Source organism: Streptomyces sp. AK010 (assembly GCF_014207295.1).
Taxonomy (GTDB): Bacteria; Actinomycetota; Actinomycetes; order Streptomycetales; family Streptomycetaceae; genus Streptomyces; species Streptomyces massasporeus.
This window is the reverse complement of sequence record NZ_JACHCX010000024.1, coordinates 19,357-33,558: the sequence shown is the minus strand read 5'-3', so window position 1 is coordinate 33,558 and position 14,202 is coordinate 19,357. Positions and strand designations below refer to the sequence as shown.

Annotated in this window: 15 protein-coding genes and 1 pseudogene; 9 read left to right on the top strand and 7 right to left on the bottom strand. The window is 71.3% G+C overall.

The genetic code is table 11. The annotated features are described in order from the left end of the window. The first annotated feature begins 33 nt into the window (after window positions 1-33). The 3 genes and pseudogenes from HDC93_RS32765 (at window position 34) to HDC93_RS32755 (ending at window position 3,417) form a co-directional block, all read left to right on the top strand. Window positions 34-2,715, top strand: a complete 2,682-nt coding sequence (locus HDC93_RS32765; protein WP_311774688.1) for a LuxR C-terminal-related transcriptional regulator — start codon at window positions 34-36, stop codon at window positions 2,713-2,715. Between the two features lie 203 nt (window positions 2,716-2,918). Next, window positions 2,919-3,098, top strand: a pseudogene (locus HDC93_RS39815) (hypothetical protein); the annotation flags it as partial. A gap of 121 nt (window positions 3,099-3,219) precedes the next feature. Then, window positions 3,220-3,417: a hypothetical protein gene (locus HDC93_RS32755; protein WP_030847793.1), complete on the top strand. Its 198-nt coding sequence runs from the start codon at window positions 3,220-3,222 to the stop codon at window positions 3,415-3,417. 194 nt (window positions 3,418-3,611) lie between these two features. Here the strand turns inward: HDC93_RS32755 and HDC93_RS32750 are convergent, their stop codons facing one another. Beyond that, complete coding sequence (locus HDC93_RS32750) at window positions 3,612-3,971, bottom strand: transposase (protein WP_311774679.1); 360 nt, start codon at window positions 3,969-3,971, stop codon at window positions 3,612-3,614. A 212-nt stretch (window positions 3,972-4,183) separates the two neighbouring features. Here HDC93_RS32750 and HDC93_RS32745 point away from each other — a divergent pair, with 212 nt between their 5' ends. The 6 genes from HDC93_RS32745 (at window position 4,184) to HDC93_RS32720 (ending at window position 9,990) form a co-directional block, all read left to right on the top strand. Further along, window positions 4,184-4,846 carry an HdeD family acid-resistance protein gene (locus HDC93_RS32745; protein WP_185014464.1) on the top strand — a complete coding sequence of 221 codons (663 nt, stop codon included), beginning with the start codon at window positions 4,184-4,186 and terminating at the stop codon, window positions 4,844-4,846. 507 nt (window positions 4,847-5,353) lie between these two features. Beyond that, window positions 5,354-5,503, top strand: a complete 150-nt coding sequence (locus HDC93_RS38940; protein ID WP_260419890.1) for a hypothetical protein — start codon at window positions 5,354-5,356, stop codon at window positions 5,501-5,503. Window positions 5,504-5,916: 413 nt separating this feature from the next. Further along, entirely contained in the window at window positions 5,917-7,092 is a 1,176-nt protein-coding gene (locus tag HDC93_RS32735; protein WP_185014463.1) for a spore photoproduct lyase family protein, read from the top strand. Window positions 7,093-7,204: 112 nt separating this feature from the next. Continuing rightward, window positions 7,205-7,660: a hypothetical protein gene (locus tag HDC93_RS32730; protein ID WP_185014462.1), complete on the top strand. Its 456-nt coding sequence runs from the start codon at window positions 7,205-7,207 to the stop codon at window positions 7,658-7,660. A 111-nt stretch (window positions 7,661-7,771) separates the two neighbouring features. Beyond that, the gene (locus HDC93_RS32725) at window positions 7,772-8,872 is read left to right on the top strand and encodes a nitrous oxide reductase family maturation protein NosD (protein WP_185014461.1); all 1,101 of its coding nucleotides are present in this window, start codon (window positions 7,772-7,774) and stop codon (window positions 8,870-8,872) included. An 89-nt stretch (window positions 8,873-8,961) separates the two neighbouring features. Continuing rightward, a complete protein-coding gene (locus HDC93_RS32720; protein ID WP_185014460.1) occupies window positions 8,962-9,990 on the top strand; it encodes a methyltransferase in 1,029 nt (342 codons plus the stop codon). 114 nt (window positions 9,991-10,104) lie between these two features. Here the strand turns inward: HDC93_RS32720 and HDC93_RS32715 are convergent, their stop codons facing one another. The 6 genes from HDC93_RS32715 to HDC93_RS32690 are packed head-to-tail and all read right to left on the bottom strand — an operon-like array spanning window position 10,105 to window position 14,185. Continuing rightward, a complete protein-coding gene (locus HDC93_RS32715) occupies window positions 10,105-10,437 on the bottom strand; it encodes a TcmI family type II polyketide cyclase (RefSeq protein ID WP_185014459.1) in 333 nt (110 codons plus the stop codon). A gap of 20 nt (window positions 10,438-10,457) precedes the next feature. Next, window positions 10,458-10,937: an SRPBCC family protein gene (locus HDC93_RS32710; protein WP_185014458.1), complete on the bottom strand. Its 480-nt coding sequence runs from the start codon at window positions 10,935-10,937 to the stop codon at window positions 10,458-10,460. 1 nt (window position 10,938) lies between these two features. Next, complete coding sequence (locus tag HDC93_RS32705; RefSeq protein ID WP_185014457.1) at window positions 10,939-11,193, bottom strand: acyl carrier protein; 255 nt, start codon at window positions 11,191-11,193, stop codon at window positions 10,939-10,941. A gap of 33 nt (window positions 11,194-11,226) precedes the next feature. Continuing rightward, window positions 11,227-12,480, bottom strand: a complete 1,254-nt coding sequence (locus tag HDC93_RS32700; protein WP_185014456.1) for a ketosynthase chain-length factor — start codon at window positions 12,478-12,480, stop codon at window positions 11,227-11,229. Next, on the bottom strand, window positions 12,477-13,745 hold the full coding sequence (locus HDC93_RS32695) for a beta-ketoacyl synthase (protein WP_185014455.1): 1,269 nt from the start codon (window positions 13,743-13,745) through the stop codon (window positions 12,477-12,479). Before HDC93_RS32695 ends, HDC93_RS32700 begins: the two co-directional genes overlap by 4 nt. Beyond that, the gene (locus HDC93_RS32690) at window positions 13,742-14,185 is read right to left on the bottom strand and encodes a cupin domain-containing protein (RefSeq protein ID WP_030847753.1); all 444 of its coding nucleotides are present in this window, start codon (window positions 14,183-14,185) and stop codon (window positions 13,742-13,744) included. The genes HDC93_RS32695 and HDC93_RS32690 overlap by 4 nt, the downstream gene beginning before the upstream one ends. Window positions 14,186-14,202: the final 17 nt, after the last annotated feature.

Sequence of the window (14,202 nt, the reverse complement as noted above, 5' to 3'; positions counted from 1 at the left end):
GACCCGACAGGGGTGATGAGCGACGTGTCGGACATTCCTGCCCGTGCTCGAGTATCCGAGGTTCCGGTCATTACGCCGCTGTCGCACACCGATCCCCTGGGCAATCCGTTCCTGCGCACGCGATTCGCCCTCCCCGCGAGGCCCCGGACGTATCTGCGGCGCCGGCGGCTCGTCGACCACCTCGACCAGGCCTTCACGACGCCGCTGACTCTCCTCAACGGCCCGGCCGGAGCCGGCAAGACCCTGCTGGCCGCCGAATGGGCCTCCCGGCAGAGCCCGCCGGTCGCCTGGCTCTCCTTCGACGGCGGAGACCACCGCCCCGGGTTGTTCTGGGCCTACGTCCTGCAGGCCCTGCGAGCCTGCGGTGCCCCGCCCTGCGACGCGGTCGGGGCACCCGGCAACGCCTCCCGGGTGAGCCGCAGGCTGCTGTCCACCCTCGCCTCCGAGCTCAACGAGCGCGAGCGGCCCGTGCTCCTCGTGCTCGACGAGTACGACCGCGTGGCCGACACGAAGATCGCGGAGCAGTTGGAGTTCGTCCTGCACCACGCCGGCCGGGGACTGCGCCTCGTCCTGATCACCCGCATCGAACCACTGCTCCCGCTGCACCGCTACCGGGCGGTCGGAGAACTGACGGAGATCCGCTCCGCCGAACTGGCCTTCACGCCCGAAGAGGCCGCCGCGCTGCTGGAACTGCACGGTGTGAGCGTTCCGATCCAGGCGGCGCGGAACCTGGTCGACCGCACCCGGGGCTGGGCCGCCGGTCTGAGCCTGTCCGCCCTGGCCGCCCGGGAGACCTCGGACCCCGAGCTCTATCTGAAGGAGTTCGAAGCGGACCGCAGCACGGTCGCGGACTTCCTGCTGGCCGAGGTCCTCAAGAGGCAGACACGGCAGACCCAGGACCTCCTGCTGCGCGTGAGCGTCCTGGACCGCTTCTGTCCCGATCTGGCCAACGCGCTGACCCACCGCATCGACGCCGAGCCCCTCCTCGCCGGCCTGCACCGCGAGAACGCGTTCGTCGAACGGCTCGGGCACTCCTGGTACCAGCTCCACCCGCTGTTCAGGGAGATCCTGCGGGCCCATCTGCGTGTCCGCCTGCCCGCGCTGGAGCCCGAACTGCACCGACGGGCCGCGCGGTGGTTGCGTCGGCACGGCCACCTCCCGGAGACACTCGCCCACAGTGCCGCAGCGGACGACTGGGACCTCGCCGCCGGTGCCCTCGTGGACGACCTCGCGATCGGACGGCTCTTCACCGGCCCGAACGCGCAGGACCTGGCGCAGCTGTTCTCCCATATGGGGCCCGAGGCGAGAAGCCCGGCCACCGACCTCGTGCGCGCCGCCCACGACCTGTCCCACCACGACCTCGATCACGGCCTGGCGAGCCTGCGCCACGCCGAGGAGCGGCTGGCCGACGACGACCGCGACCTCGCGGCCGCACGGCTGAGCTGCGCGCTGCTGGAAGCCCTGGCCGCCCGGCTGACCGGCAGTCCCCCGCTTGTGGAGAAGGCCGCCGAAACGGCCCACGCACTACGACAGGAAGTGCCGGCTCACCTCCTGGACAAGCATCCGGAACTCACCGCCCTCCTGTTGACCCATGTGGGTTCGACACTCCTTTGGGCCGGGCGTTTCGAGGAGGCGCGTGCCGTCCTGACCACCGTGGCCGGCGCTCCCGGCGGAACGTCCACCGAGGCTCCCCGGGAGGAGGCGATGGGGCACCTGGCCCTGATCGACTACCTCAACGGCTGGCCCGGCCGCGCAGAACGCAAAGCCCTGGCGGCAGTGTCCGAGGAAGATCGCCCCGACCCGCCCCAGCCGGCCGGTTCCGCGATCGGACGGCTGGTCCTGGCCGCCGTTGCGGTCGACCGCAACGAACTGGACCGGGCCCAGGCCCTCATCGACCAGGCAGCAGATCTTCCCTTCGAAGCGCGTGATCCGGTGACGGCGGCGGGGCGCTCCCTCGCCGCGGCTCGCCTCCTGATGGCCCGGGGAAAGATGCGAGCCGCGGTCGAGGCGGTGGCCCCGGCCGTCCCCGCCGCCGTGACCTCACCGTGGGCGGCAAGCCAGGAGGCACTCGTCACCTCGGCCGCCCATCTGGCCGAGGGGCGGTCCGACCGAGCCACCGAGGCACTCCGGGCGGTCTCCGGCGAACAGCCCGTGTGCGCCGTGGAGGCCGCGTCGATCCAGCTCGCCGCACGACGTACCGCGGCGGCCTTAGACCTGCTCGACAGCATCCGCACCGAGGAACGCACCGGCCCGGCGGTGACCGTGAGGGCAGCACTGGTGAGGGCCCGGGCCGCCGACGCGGCGGGAGACACGGCAACCGCCCGCAAGCTCCTGACCCAGGCCCTCCTCGACGCCCGGCGCGAACGGCTTCGGCGTCCGTTCCTGGATGCCGGCGCGTGGATCCGGCCCCATATGGCCACGGCGCCGCTGCACGACCTGGCGGCGGGCTGGCTCACCCCCGCCGCACCGCCGACCCGCCGGCGGCCGGGACCACCACCGCCGCCGCCCGCCCCGCTCGTGGTGGTGGAGCTGAGCGCGCGCGAGCACGACGTCCTGGAGCGCGTGGCCCGGATGATGTCGACGGAGGAGATCGCCGCCGACCTCTGCCTGTCGGTGAACACGGTGAAGACCCACCTCAAGAGCGTCTACCGGAAGCTCGCGGTGAACCGGCGCGGCGAGGCGGTGCGCCGCGCCCGCGACCTCCGGATGCTGTGAGGCCGCCCCGTTCCACGAGTCCTGCGCCGGCCCTCCCCCCCCCTCGTGGGTGAAGCGGGCAGCGCGCACCCCGGGGTTCGATGAGGGCAGACGGCGATGCGCCGGCGCACGCCCGGGACTCCCCGGCCGTACCCGGCGGACTCGGCGGACTCGGCGGACTCGGCGGACTCGGCGAGGTGGACACCGTGAAACGCCGGCGGGCTCTGATCATCCTCGGTGCGGCCTGGCTGGCTCTCTGCGTCGCCGTGGCCGGCCAGGTCGGCTGGTCCGTGGCCGCGGCGCGCCGCGCCAGTGCGTCGCCGCGGCTCATGGCCGTCACCGCATCGGTCAATCTGCTGCTCGGCCTGCCCATCATCGCCGTCAAGATCGTGTCGAAGCACTGATCCCGGCGTCCGTCACCGGGCGGGTCACCTACTCCGGGTGAGGTTCGACCCGGCACGGAGGTGGACGATGGCGGTGAGGGCGCCGTCCGCCTGTCCCGGGAAGCCGTGGGAGGACAAGTCCGTGCGCTACGAGATCCGCGTCGAGGGACACCTGTCGGAGACACTGGCCAAAGCCTTTCCGGAGCTGGGCCATGTGGTGATGGCCGGCCAGACGGTTCTGTTCGGCCCCGTCGTGGACGAAGCGCACCTGTTCGGGCTGCTGGCACGCTGCCAGTCGCTGGGACTGCGGGTCGTGGAGATGCGGCCGGTACCGGAGTGACGCGACCGACCCCGGGCGTACGACGCGCGCAGGCTCCCGTCCCGCCGCGGCGGCGCCGACGGCTCACCCACCGAGGGTGAACCCGGAGCCGGCGACAGGCGGGACGCTGAAGCCGTCGGATCCATCGCCCGGGCCGCGACGCATCCCTCGAAGACCACCGCACCTCGATCACACGAGGAGTCTCCATGACGAAGTCAAGCCGCCTGCGTGACCGGCGGGGCGGAGGTGAAGACTCGCCCGTCACGCAGCAGGGCCCACAGCACGCCGGCCCGTCGGCGGGCCAGGGCGATGACGGCCTGCACGTACACGGCCCGCTGACCGTTGGCCGCGAGCAGGGCCGGCAACAGCGCGGAGGACGTGCCGGAGATGTCCACCGCCCAGGACACCTCGTCGGCCAGGTCCGGGATCTCGCCCATGGCGGTCAGGATCGCCGTCTCGTCATTGTCGATCTTCTTCGACCACAAGGTCGCGCCGGCCTCGTCGGCCACAGCCGCCCAATGGTGGCCATTACCGGCATCGACGCCGGCCCCTCCCCGGGCGCGTCGCTCGCTCACTCGCCCCTCCTCGTTCCACCCGGCATGCCGTCGGCCCGAGGAACACCCCGCTGTCCTCTCCGTGATCTGCGACCGCACACAGCGCGCACATCTCAATCAGCGGCCAGGGCGCCCCGGAGAACCGGGCGGCCACTCCTCGGAAGCCACCGAAGGCAAGAAGCCACAAGCCACACCCGGCCCTCCCGGGCCGACTGACCACTTACGGAGACGCCATGACCATGTCGCGTGGTCCTTCATCGCTCCCCGGACAGGAGCACCACTCCGACGGAGCGGTCCTCATGGCAGCGGGTGACTCCGCCTACGGTCTCGCGCGGCTGGGCCGTTCCTGGACATGGCTTCTGGCCTCGTCCGTGGCGACGCTCGTGCCGGGCGTCCTGATCCTGGTCTGGCCGGAGGCGACCCTGCACGTCCTCGCCGTCCTCATCGGCCTGTACCTGCTGGTGAGCGGGGCGTTCCGGTTCGTGGCCGTCTTCGGCCGGGAAGAGCACGGAGAGCGGCTTCCGGCGTTGGTCCTGGCCGTGCTCTACGTCCTGGCCGGGGTGCTGTGCCTGCGGAACCCGCTGCAGACGATCGCCGCGCTCTCGCTGGTCGTCGGGGTCGTATGGCTGGTGTCCGGGATCCTCACCCTCTACACGGCCATCGCCGCGAAGGACCTGCCGCACCGCGGCGTCGTCCTGGGCGCCGCGGTGATCGGCATCGTCGCGGGGATCGTGGTGCTCGCCCTGCCCTCGGAGTCGGCCCGCGCCCTGACCCGGCTGCTCGGCCTGTGGCTGGTCCTGCTGGCCCTGGCCGAGGCGGCGGTCGCCCTCGCCTGGCGGGCCGCGCTCCGCAAGGCGCAGGCCATGGGGCCGCGCGCCCCCACGGGGGCGGGCTGACCGCGCGCACGACGCTCCCGGCGACGCCGGGCACACGCTCGGGTGCCCGGCGTCGCCGCTGCCTCCTCCATCCCGTGCGGCGCCCCTCACAACCGGGGCGACGCACACTCGGAAAGGCGCCCCCATGAACTTGGCCGCGTCTTCGGACCCGGGACACTCCGGCGGAGCCGCGAGCCCGAAACACGTCATGGCCACCGAGGAAAGAGGGGAGTACGAGCGGCTGCGCCGTCACGCCGCGGTACGCCACCGGCGGGCACGGCGGGCCGGCTCCTCGCTGCTCCTCGTGCTGCCCCAGCTGCTTGCACCCCTGGCCGTCGTCGCCCTGGGTCCAGGACACGGTGTCCGACACCGACAGGTACGTGGAGACCGTCGCGCCCCTGGCATCGGAACCGGCCGTGCACGACGTCGTGATCAAGCGGCTGACGGACCAAGTGGTGAAGAACGTCGGCGTCAAGGCCCTGCCGGACGCACTCGTGCGGACCCTCCAGGACGCGGGGACACCGCCGCGTGTCGTCGACGGAGCCGATTCTCTTCGAGGGTCCGCTGCGCGAGACGGTCAGGACCGTCGTGGACCGCACCGGCACCGGCGTGATCACCAGTGACGCCTTCCAGCAGGTGTGGGAGGGCGCCAGCCGGCGCTCGCACGCGCGGTGGTGAACATGCTCACCGGTGACCGCGAAGGCGCCGTGACCGCCGAGGACGGCACGGTCCAGCTGAACGTGGGCGAGATCGTGGACCAGGTGCGTCGTCGAGGGTGTCGTCGCGCACACCGAGAACCGCCCGGAGGGAGTCGGCCAGCAGGTCCTGCATCCTGCCGGGGGCGAACGCCGCGACGGTCATGACCAGCGGCAGTGCGGTGAGGAACGCCTGCGCGGCCAGCCGTACGGAGCCCTCCACGAGCTCCGGCCACACCGCCGAGTATGGTGCGATTGGCGTTGACCTCGCCCCGAACCACCTGACACACGCGCCGGCCATGCGTGCCCCGTACAGTGAAGTGACGGGAACCCTCTGGCCCAGTTGAGCGACGGGACCCCTCTCCTCCGCTCGCACCCCTCCGTACGGGAGCACCCATGAACCACCCGTCCGGCGCCCCCGACGACGACTCCGGCGCACTGTTCGGACTCGACGCCCTCACTCCTGGACCGGACGCCGCCGACCGGCGCCCCTCCTTCCGCACCTCCGCCGCGGCTCCCCGACTGCTGCCCGTACGCGAGATCTACGCCGAGCCCGCGGCGGCCGAGTCCCCCCGCGGGAGGCAGATCAGCGCCCGGTTCCCCGACGCGCGGGTGACGACGGTGGAGTCCCACTGGCGCCTGCCCGGGCTGCACGGCAACCAGGGGAACATCGAGCGCTGGGTGCGCATCAAGGGGGAGACGCTGGTCCTCGGCGAGAGGAAGACCCTCACCACACGCCCCAACGGCCGATCGGCGGACTGGATCGCTCCCGGCGCCTCCAACGGCTGCGCGATGGCCTGTGCCTACTGCTACGTGCCCCGGCGCAAGGGGTACGCCAACCCCGTCACCGTCTTCACCAACATCGACCGGATCGTCGCCCACATCGCCCGGCACGTGGCACGGCAGGGGCCCAAGCCCGAGCCGAACCAGTGCGACGCAAGGTCATGGGTGTACGACATCGGGGAGAACGGCGACTGCTCGGTGGACGCACTGATCTGCGACAACACCGCGGATCTGGTGCACGCCTTCCGGCAGTGGCCGACCGCCAAGGCGTCCTTCGCCACCAAGTTCGTCAATCCCGACCTGCTGGCCCTCGACCCGCGTGGCCGCACCCGCATCCGGTTCTCGCTGATGCCGCCGGACGACGCCCGGCTGCTCGACGTGCGCACCTCGCCCGTCACCGAGCGCATCGGCGCGGCGGCCGACTTCCTGGACGCCGGGTACGAGGTCCACTTCAACCTCTCCCCCGTGGTGGTCCGCCCCGGCTGGGAGGCCGCCTGGGCCGAGTTGCTCGTCCACCTCGACGACGTTCTGCCCCGGCGGGTGAAACAGCAGGCGGCGGCGGAAGTGATCATGCTGACCCACAACCGGGACCTGCATGAGGTCAACCTCGGCTGGCATCCCCGCGCCGAGGACGTCCTGTGGCGCCCGGAACTCCAGCAGGCCAAGCGCTCCGAGAACGGCGCCCTCAACCTCCGCTACCGCAACGACGTCAAGGGCGAGGCGGTGCGGACCCTGCGCACCCTGATCGACCGCCACGCACCGTGGCTGCGCGTGCGCTACGCCTTCTGAGCATCTCTCACGGCCTGCGCGGCGCGGGGCAGCCGGTATGCGGGTGCGCAAAGCCGCGCGTCGCCCGAATGCCGGTGCTGCGAGCAGCCGCCGACAGGGCAGTCAGTCCTACATGAGTGATCACCACGACGGACCGGACGCGGCCCACCGCCGTCCACCCGGCATGACCGACACCACCGTCCGGGCCTTGGGGGCCCTGTCCAAGGCACTGGAGACGACCGAGCGTGCGCGCGGCCACCTGTACGCCTTTCACCAGCTGACGGGCGGGGCCGACTTCGAGCTTGACCGCGCGGCCGACCTCATGCACGAGGCCGGCCACCCGCGATGGGCGGAACGGATCCGGCGCGAGATCACGGGCCGCAATGTCATTCCGGGGCACTGGACGTTCCAGATCATCGAGGCCTACGACGCCACCTACTACGAGCCGTTCAAAGCCACGGAACGGGAAGCGCGACGGGAACTGGCCGACGGCAAGGACCACCTGTACGAGGCCGAGCTCAAGGAAGCGCGCCGCACCGATGGGCACCCCGACCACACGGCTCGGCCCGACGCCGCACCGCAGGGCTGAGAGGTCCTCCGGGGCGCAGGCCCGCCCGGCCCGGTGCCCTGCCGGCAGGGCCACGCCGCCGGATGGCCCATCTCACCGATTCACGACCTTTGTGGACGTAATCTGCGCAATATGAACAAATGCCATATCGCATACCTGGCGTGCGCTGCGGCGCTGCTCGGGACGGGCCTCGGGGCCGCTCCGTCGTCCGCCGACCACACGGTCCATCTGGTCAGGCCCGGGGAATCGGTCCAGAAGGCGGTGGACAGCGCCCGGCCGGGTGACACCGTCTTGCTGGCGCACGGCACCCACCACGGAAGCGTCGACGTGACCACGCCCGGACTCACCTTGCGCGGCATGGGCCGCGGCACGGTGCTCGTACCGGAGGCGGGCGTGGGCACCACCACCCTTCCCGCCGGCACGGCGGGCGCCGCGAGGGCCGCCGACAGCTGTGCCGCCGCCGGCAACGGCATCTGTGTCGCAGGCACGAAGGACCACGGCGTCGACGGCGTCACCATCGCGTCCCTGACGGTGACCGGCTTCGCCAAGACGGGCATCCACGCCAATGAGGCCGACAGGCTGACGGTGCGGAACGTCACCGCGGTCCGGAACGGGGTGTGGGGCATCGCCACGGAGCGCTCGGCCCGTGGCGTGTTCCGCGGCAACACCGCCCGGGACAACGGCGACGCGGGCCTCTTCCTCGCCAACACGGTGAAGGAGGAGGAAGGCGCCACGGACACCGGGGGAACGGTGGTGGAGCACAACCGGCTGGAGGGCAACCGGATCGGCGTCACCGTCCGCCGGCTGCGCAACCTGACCGTCGCGGGGAACCACCTCACGGGCAACTGCGCGGCGGTCTTCGTCGTCGGCGACGAGAACAAGCCGAAGGCCGGCCTCGTGACCGTGCGCGAGAACCGCATCGAGCGCAACAACAAGTCCTGCCCGAAGACCGCCCGGCTGGACGCCCTGCAGGGGTCCGGCATCGTCCTGACGGGCACCGAGGACAACCTGATCACCCAGAACGTGATCAGGGACAACGTCGGCACGTCCCCGCTCTCGGGCGGCATCGTCGTGTTCAAGAGCTTCGTCGGCACAACCAGCGAGCGCAACCGCATCAGCGACAACCTGCTGGAGGGCAACTCCCCGGCGGACCTGGTCAACACGGACCCCGGCGAGGGCAACACGTTCCAGGGCAACTCCTGCCTGTCGTCCAAGCCCGCCGGTCTGTGCTGACCGCACACCGACCCACGCCCCTCGGCGCGCCCGAGAGTTCCACGACTGTTCAGTGATCACCCTGCTCGATCCAAGTAGAAAGGCGGCACATGACGACCACTCAGCCAGCTCCTCCGCCGTCCATGCGGCTGCGGGAACTCGCGTTCGGGGCGGCATGTGCCGCCGCCCTGCGCGCGGCCGCCCGGCTGGGCGTCGCCGACGCGCTCGGTGACCAGCCCATGGCCGTGGAGGACATCGCGGCCGCGGTGAAGTCCGAACCCGGCCCGCTGCGACGGCTCCTGCGGGCCCTGTCCTGCTACGGCGTGTTCGCCGAACGCCCGGACGGGACGTTCGCGCACACCGACGTCTCCCGGTTGCTGCGCGAGGACGACCCCCACAGCCTGCGCGCCATCTCGCTGTGGTGCACCGAGCCGTGGACCTGGGACGTCTGGCCGAAGCTGGACGAGGCGGTGCGCACCGGCCGCAACGTGGTGGAGGACCTGTACGGCAAGGAGTTCTTCCCCTACCTCAACGAGGACGCCCCGGAGTCGGCGGACGTCTTCAACCGCGCCATGACGACCTCCAGCGTGCAGTCGGCGCAGGACGTCGCCGCGTTTCTCGACCTCACGGGGTGCGCCTCGGTCGCCGACATCGGCGGGGGCCAGGGGCACGTGGTGGCGAGCCTGCTGGACAAGTACCCGGACCTGCGCGGGACGCTGCTCGACCTGCCCCGGGTGGTGGAGAACGCCGTCCCGCGACTGCGCACGGGCGGCGACCTCGCGGACCGCGCGCAGGTCGTGCCCGGCGACGTCCGGACGGCCGTCCCGGTGAAGGCCGACGTCTACGTCATCAAGAACATCCTGGAGTGGGACGACGAGAGCACCACCCGCACGCTGCGCAACGTCCGCGAGGCCGGCGGCCCCGGGACGCGGGTGGTGGTCATCGAGAACCTCGTCGACGACTCGCCGTCCATGCGGTTCAGCACCGCGATGGACCTGCTGCTGCTCCTCAACGTCGGCGGGGCGAAGCACACCCGCCAGAGCATGGTGGACCGGCTCACCGAGGCCGGCCTGGTCATCGACGACATCAGTCCGGTCAACCCCTATCTGCACGCGTTCGACTGCCACATCCCCGGCTGATCCGACCGCGTACCGAGGGGCCGGGTGATCCCCGGACTGCCTCGACGCAGACAGACCGGCGGCCGCCGGGTCCGCGACGCTGCGGACCCGGCGGCCGTCGAGTGCCGGCTGCGATCAGCAGGCCGGCTCGCGCTCCCAGAAGTAGAAGCGCTGCGCCATGGCGTCCTTCGGGGAGCGCCAGGTGTCGGGGTCGTACGCGCTGACGTACGCGGACAGGCGCTCGCTGACGTCCCGGAACTCGGGATGCCCGGTGATCTTGGCGATGGCCGGTCCGGGCTCACGCTCGGACTCGATCAGGTGCATGTACACATCGCCGAACTGGAAGAGGCTGCGCCGGGTCACGCCGACGAGGTGCGGCAGCTCCCCGCGGTCGGACTCCGCGAACACCTTGGCGATGTCGGGAGCCGATCCCGGGGCCATCCGGGCGACGATCAGGGCTTGGTGCATGGGGCTGTTCTCCGTCCGGCTCAGCGGGTCAGACCGGGACTCGCACCGCGTTCGGCGGCGATCTTCTCGATGCGGTCGCGGATCAGGCCCATCTGCACCTTCGAGTTCCGGTTGATGTTGTCCGTCATCCACTCGTCGTCGACCGGAGCCTCGGGCTTCATCGCGAAGTCCTGCGTCCAGACCATCCGCGTGCCGGCCGGTACCTCCTCGTACCGCCAGTGGATGTTCATGTGGTCGAAGGGGCCCGTCTCGACACGGCGGGCCTTGACGGTGAGCGTCTCGCGGTCTGGCTCGCGCTCGGAGACCCAGCTCCACACGGTGCCGTTCTCGTCCGGGTGCATCGTCAGCCGGAAGGTCGTCTTGTGGCCCTCCCGGGAGATGATCTCGACGGAGGCGTACTCGCTGAACAACTGCGGCCAGTTCTCCAGGTCGTTGGTCACCTCCCAGACCAGGTCCACCGGGGCCGCGATGGTGATCTCGTTCTGCGTGTGTCCGGTCATGTCACGCTCCAGCCAGGAGGGCACTGTTGACGAGGTCGAGGAACTGCCGGGGCGTCTTGGAGCGTTCGGCGTCGGTGGGCATCGGCGTGCCGTACCGGTTCTCCAGCTCGCCCACGATGCCCAGCAGGCCCAGCGAGTCCACGCCGAGCTGCTCGAAGGCCGTCTCGTCACGGCGGAGTTCCTCCGGAGTGACGGTGACACCGGTGCACTTCTTCATGAGTTCGGCGAGCTCTTCCACAGTGATGCGGTCATTCATGCCATTTCCCTTCCTTGTCTGTTCCGCGGCGCCTCAGGACGAGGCGTCGGTGGCGCCGTGCCGCAGCACCAGCGCCGAGTTCGACCCCATGAGCCCGCGGCTCAGCACCAGCGCCGTGCGTACCTCGGCGGTACGCGCCCGGCCGGTCACGAGGTCGAGGTCGTGGCAGATGTCGACGACGTTGGGGGTGGGCGGGATCAGACCGTGCTCCATCGAGAGCACCGCCGCCGCGACGTCCATCAGCGGCGCCGCGCAATAACCCCGGCCGATCCCGGCCTTCGGCGCGGTGACGGGCACCCGGGTGCCGTGGGCCCCGAGAGCGTCGGCGATGGCCTTGGCCTCGGCGCGGTCCGCCTGCGGTACGCCGAGGGCGTCGGCGAAGACCACGTCGATCTCCTCGGGGGCGCAGTCGGCCTCCGCCAGAGCGCCCCGGACCGCCTGAGCGAGCCCTTCCCGGGACTCCTCCCAGCGGGAGGCCCCCGTGAAGGTCGCCGCGTGTCCGGCCAGGTGGGCCCGCACGGGCGCGCCCCGTTCAAGGGCCGTGCTCTCCGTCTCCACCACGACCATGGCGCCGCCCTCGGCGGGCACGAACCCGCAGGCCGCGGAGGTGAACGGGCGGTAGGCCCGGGTCGGGTCGTCGACCGTGCTGAGTTCCTCGTAGCCGAGCTGGCAGACCACCGAGTACGGCGCGATCGGTGCCTCGGTCGCGCCGGCCACGATCACGTCGGTGCCGCGCCGTACGGCTCGTGCCGCGTGGGCGAGGGCGTCCAGGCCGCCGGCCTCGTCGGCCGCGACGACCGAGCAAGGGCCCTTGAAGCCGCGGCGGATGGAGATCTGTCCGGTGCTGGCGGCGTAGAACCAGGCGATGGACTGGTACGGGCCGACGAAGCGGCTGCCCTTGCCCCACAGTTGCTGGAGCTCGCGCTGTCCGAACTCGCCGCCGCCGGAACCGGCCGCGGTGACGACGCCGACGGAGAACGGCACCTCGTCGGTCACGGACCGGGGGAGCCGGGCGTCGTCCAGCGCGAGGTCGGCCGCGGCCATCGCGAAGTGCGTGAACCGGTCGGTCTGGACGAGGAATCGCTCCTCGATCACCGCCGACGGGTCGAAGTCGCGGACCTGGCCCGCCACCCGCAGCGGCATGTTCTCGCAGCCGTCCCGGGTGACGCGGTCCAGGACGTTGATGCCCTCCTTGGTGGACTTCCAGAAGGTCTCGGTACTGGATCCGTTGGGCGCGACCACACCGATTCCCGTGACGGCCGCGCGCCGTGGACGAGGTTCGCTCATCGTGACTTCTCCCTCGGCCGGTTCATGACCACCGCGGACTGGAACCCGCCGAATCCGCTGCCCACCGAGAGCACGCTGTCGAGCTTGCGCTCGCGGGCCACGCGGGGCACGTAGTCCAGGTCGCACTCGGGGTCGGGTGTCTCGTAGTTCGCGGTCGGCGGTACCACCTGGTGGGTCAGGGCGAGTACGCAGGCGACGAGTTCGATCGCTCCGATGGCGCCCAGGGAGTGGCCCACCATCGACTTGATGGAACTCATGGGGGTTCGGTAGGCGTGCGGTCCCAGGACCCGTTTGACCGCGGCGGTCTCATGGCGGTCGTTCTGCTTGGTGCCCGAGCCGTGCGCGTTGACGTAGTCGATCGCGGTGGGGTCGAGTCGTGCGTGGTCGAGGGCGTCCTCGATGGCGCGGGCCATCTCCAGGCCCTCGCTGGTGAGGCCGGTCATGTGGTAGGCGTTGCCGAAGGTGGCGTAGCCGCCGATCTCGCAGTACACGCGGGCGCCGCGGGCCCTGGCGTGCTCGAGCTCCTCCAGGACGAGTACGGCTCCGCCCTCGCCCATGACGAATCCGTTGCGGTCGGCGTCGAAGGGGCGCGAGGCGTGGGCCGGGTCGTCGTTGTTCGGGGAGGTGGCCTTGATCGCGTCGAAGCAGGCCATGGTGATCGGGGAGATCGGCGAGTCGGAGGCGCCGGCGATGCAGATGTCGGCGCGGCCCTCCTCCACGGTGTGGAAGGCGTACCCGACCGCGTCGAGCCCTGACGTGCAGCCCGTGGACACGGTCTGCACCGGGCCACGTGCTCCGAACCTCTCCGCCACCGTCGAGGCGAGCGAGCCGGGCGTGAAGGCGCGGTGCAGGTCGGGGCCGGCTCCCCGGTGGTCCACGTCCCAGCGCTGTCCGCGGTGGGAGACCAGGACGTAGTCGTTCTCCAGCCGGGTGGTGCCGCCCACCGCCGTGCCGAGTGAGACGCCGACCCGCCACGGGTCCTCGGCGTCGAGGTCCAGACCGGCGTCCCGTACCGCCTCTTCTCCCGCGACCAGGGCGAACTGGATGTAGCGGTCGCTGCGTTCCGTCTCCCGCTCGTCGAGGCCGTGGGCGGCGGGGTCGAAGTCGCACTCGGCGGCGATCCGCGAGCGCAGACCGGACGGGTCGAAGAACGTGATGGCCCGTGTCGCCGTGCGTCCGTCCGCCAGGAGGTTCCAGAACGCCGGGACACCTATGCCGCCGGGAGCGACGATACCTATGCCGGTGACCGCCACTCGCCTCGTCATGAGCGGACCTGACGTCGTTCGGCCGCCTCCGCTCCCACCACTGCGGACTGGACGTCGGTCTCCTCGGTGTCCACGTGGCCCAGCGGCGGACTCGGGGCCAGGGGGCCGAGGTGGAAGACCAACCGGGCCTCCACGTTGCCGACGTTGCGGAAGCGGTGGCGCATGTTGACGGGGATGAGCAGCCCCTGCTCGGGCTGGAGCGGGTGCGGCTCTCCGTCCAGGTCCACCTCGAGCTGCCCGCACACCACGTACACGAACTCCTCGGAGTACGGGTGGTAGTGCTCACCGATGCGGTCACCGGGCTCGATGAGGGCCACGCCCATGAATCCGCTGGTGGCGCCCACCGCGGCCGGAGTGAGCATGGCGCGCAGGTCACCGCCTCGCCGGCGGTTGGGCTCGACGTCGCTCAGGCTCACGATGTTGGGACGGGATGTGATCACGGGTTCCTCCGTTGAGG

Coding starts and splice junctions, on each gene's coding strand:
- HDC93_RS32720 (WP_185014460.1), top strand. CDS start 8,962: ATGACGACCACTCAGCCAGCTCCTCCGCCGTCCATGCGGCTGCGGGAA.
- HDC93_RS32735 (WP_185014463.1), top strand. CDS start 5,917: ATGAACCACCCGTCCGGCGCCCCCGACGACGACTCCGGCGCACTGTTC.
- HDC93_RS32700 (WP_185014456.1), bottom strand. CDS start 12,480: ATGAGCGAACCTCGTCCACGGCGCGCGGCCGTCACGGGAATCGGTGTG.
- HDC93_RS32710 (WP_185014458.1), bottom strand. CDS start 10,937: ATGACCGGACACACGCAGAACGAGATCACCATCGCGGCCCCGGTGGAC.
- HDC93_RS32695 (WP_185014455.1), bottom strand. CDS start 13,745: ATGACGAGGCGAGTGGCGGTCACCGGCATAGGTATCGTCGCTCCCGGC.
- HDC93_RS32725 (WP_185014461.1), top strand. CDS start 7,772: ATGAACAAATGCCATATCGCATACCTGGCGTGCGCTGCGGCGCTGCTC.
- HDC93_RS32745 (WP_185014464.1), top strand. CDS start 4,184: ATGACCATGTCGCGTGGTCCTTCATCGCTCCCCGGACAGGAGCACCAC.
- HDC93_RS32730 (WP_185014462.1), top strand. CDS start 7,205: ATGAGTGATCACCACGACGGACCGGACGCGGCCCACCGCCGTCCACCC.
- HDC93_RS32715 (WP_185014459.1), bottom strand. CDS start 10,437: ATGCACCAAGCCCTGATCGTCGCCCGGATGGCCCCGGGATCGGCTCCC.
- HDC93_RS32705 (WP_185014457.1), bottom strand. CDS start 11,193: ATGAATGACCGCATCACTGTGGAAGAGCTCGCCGAACTCATGAAGAAG.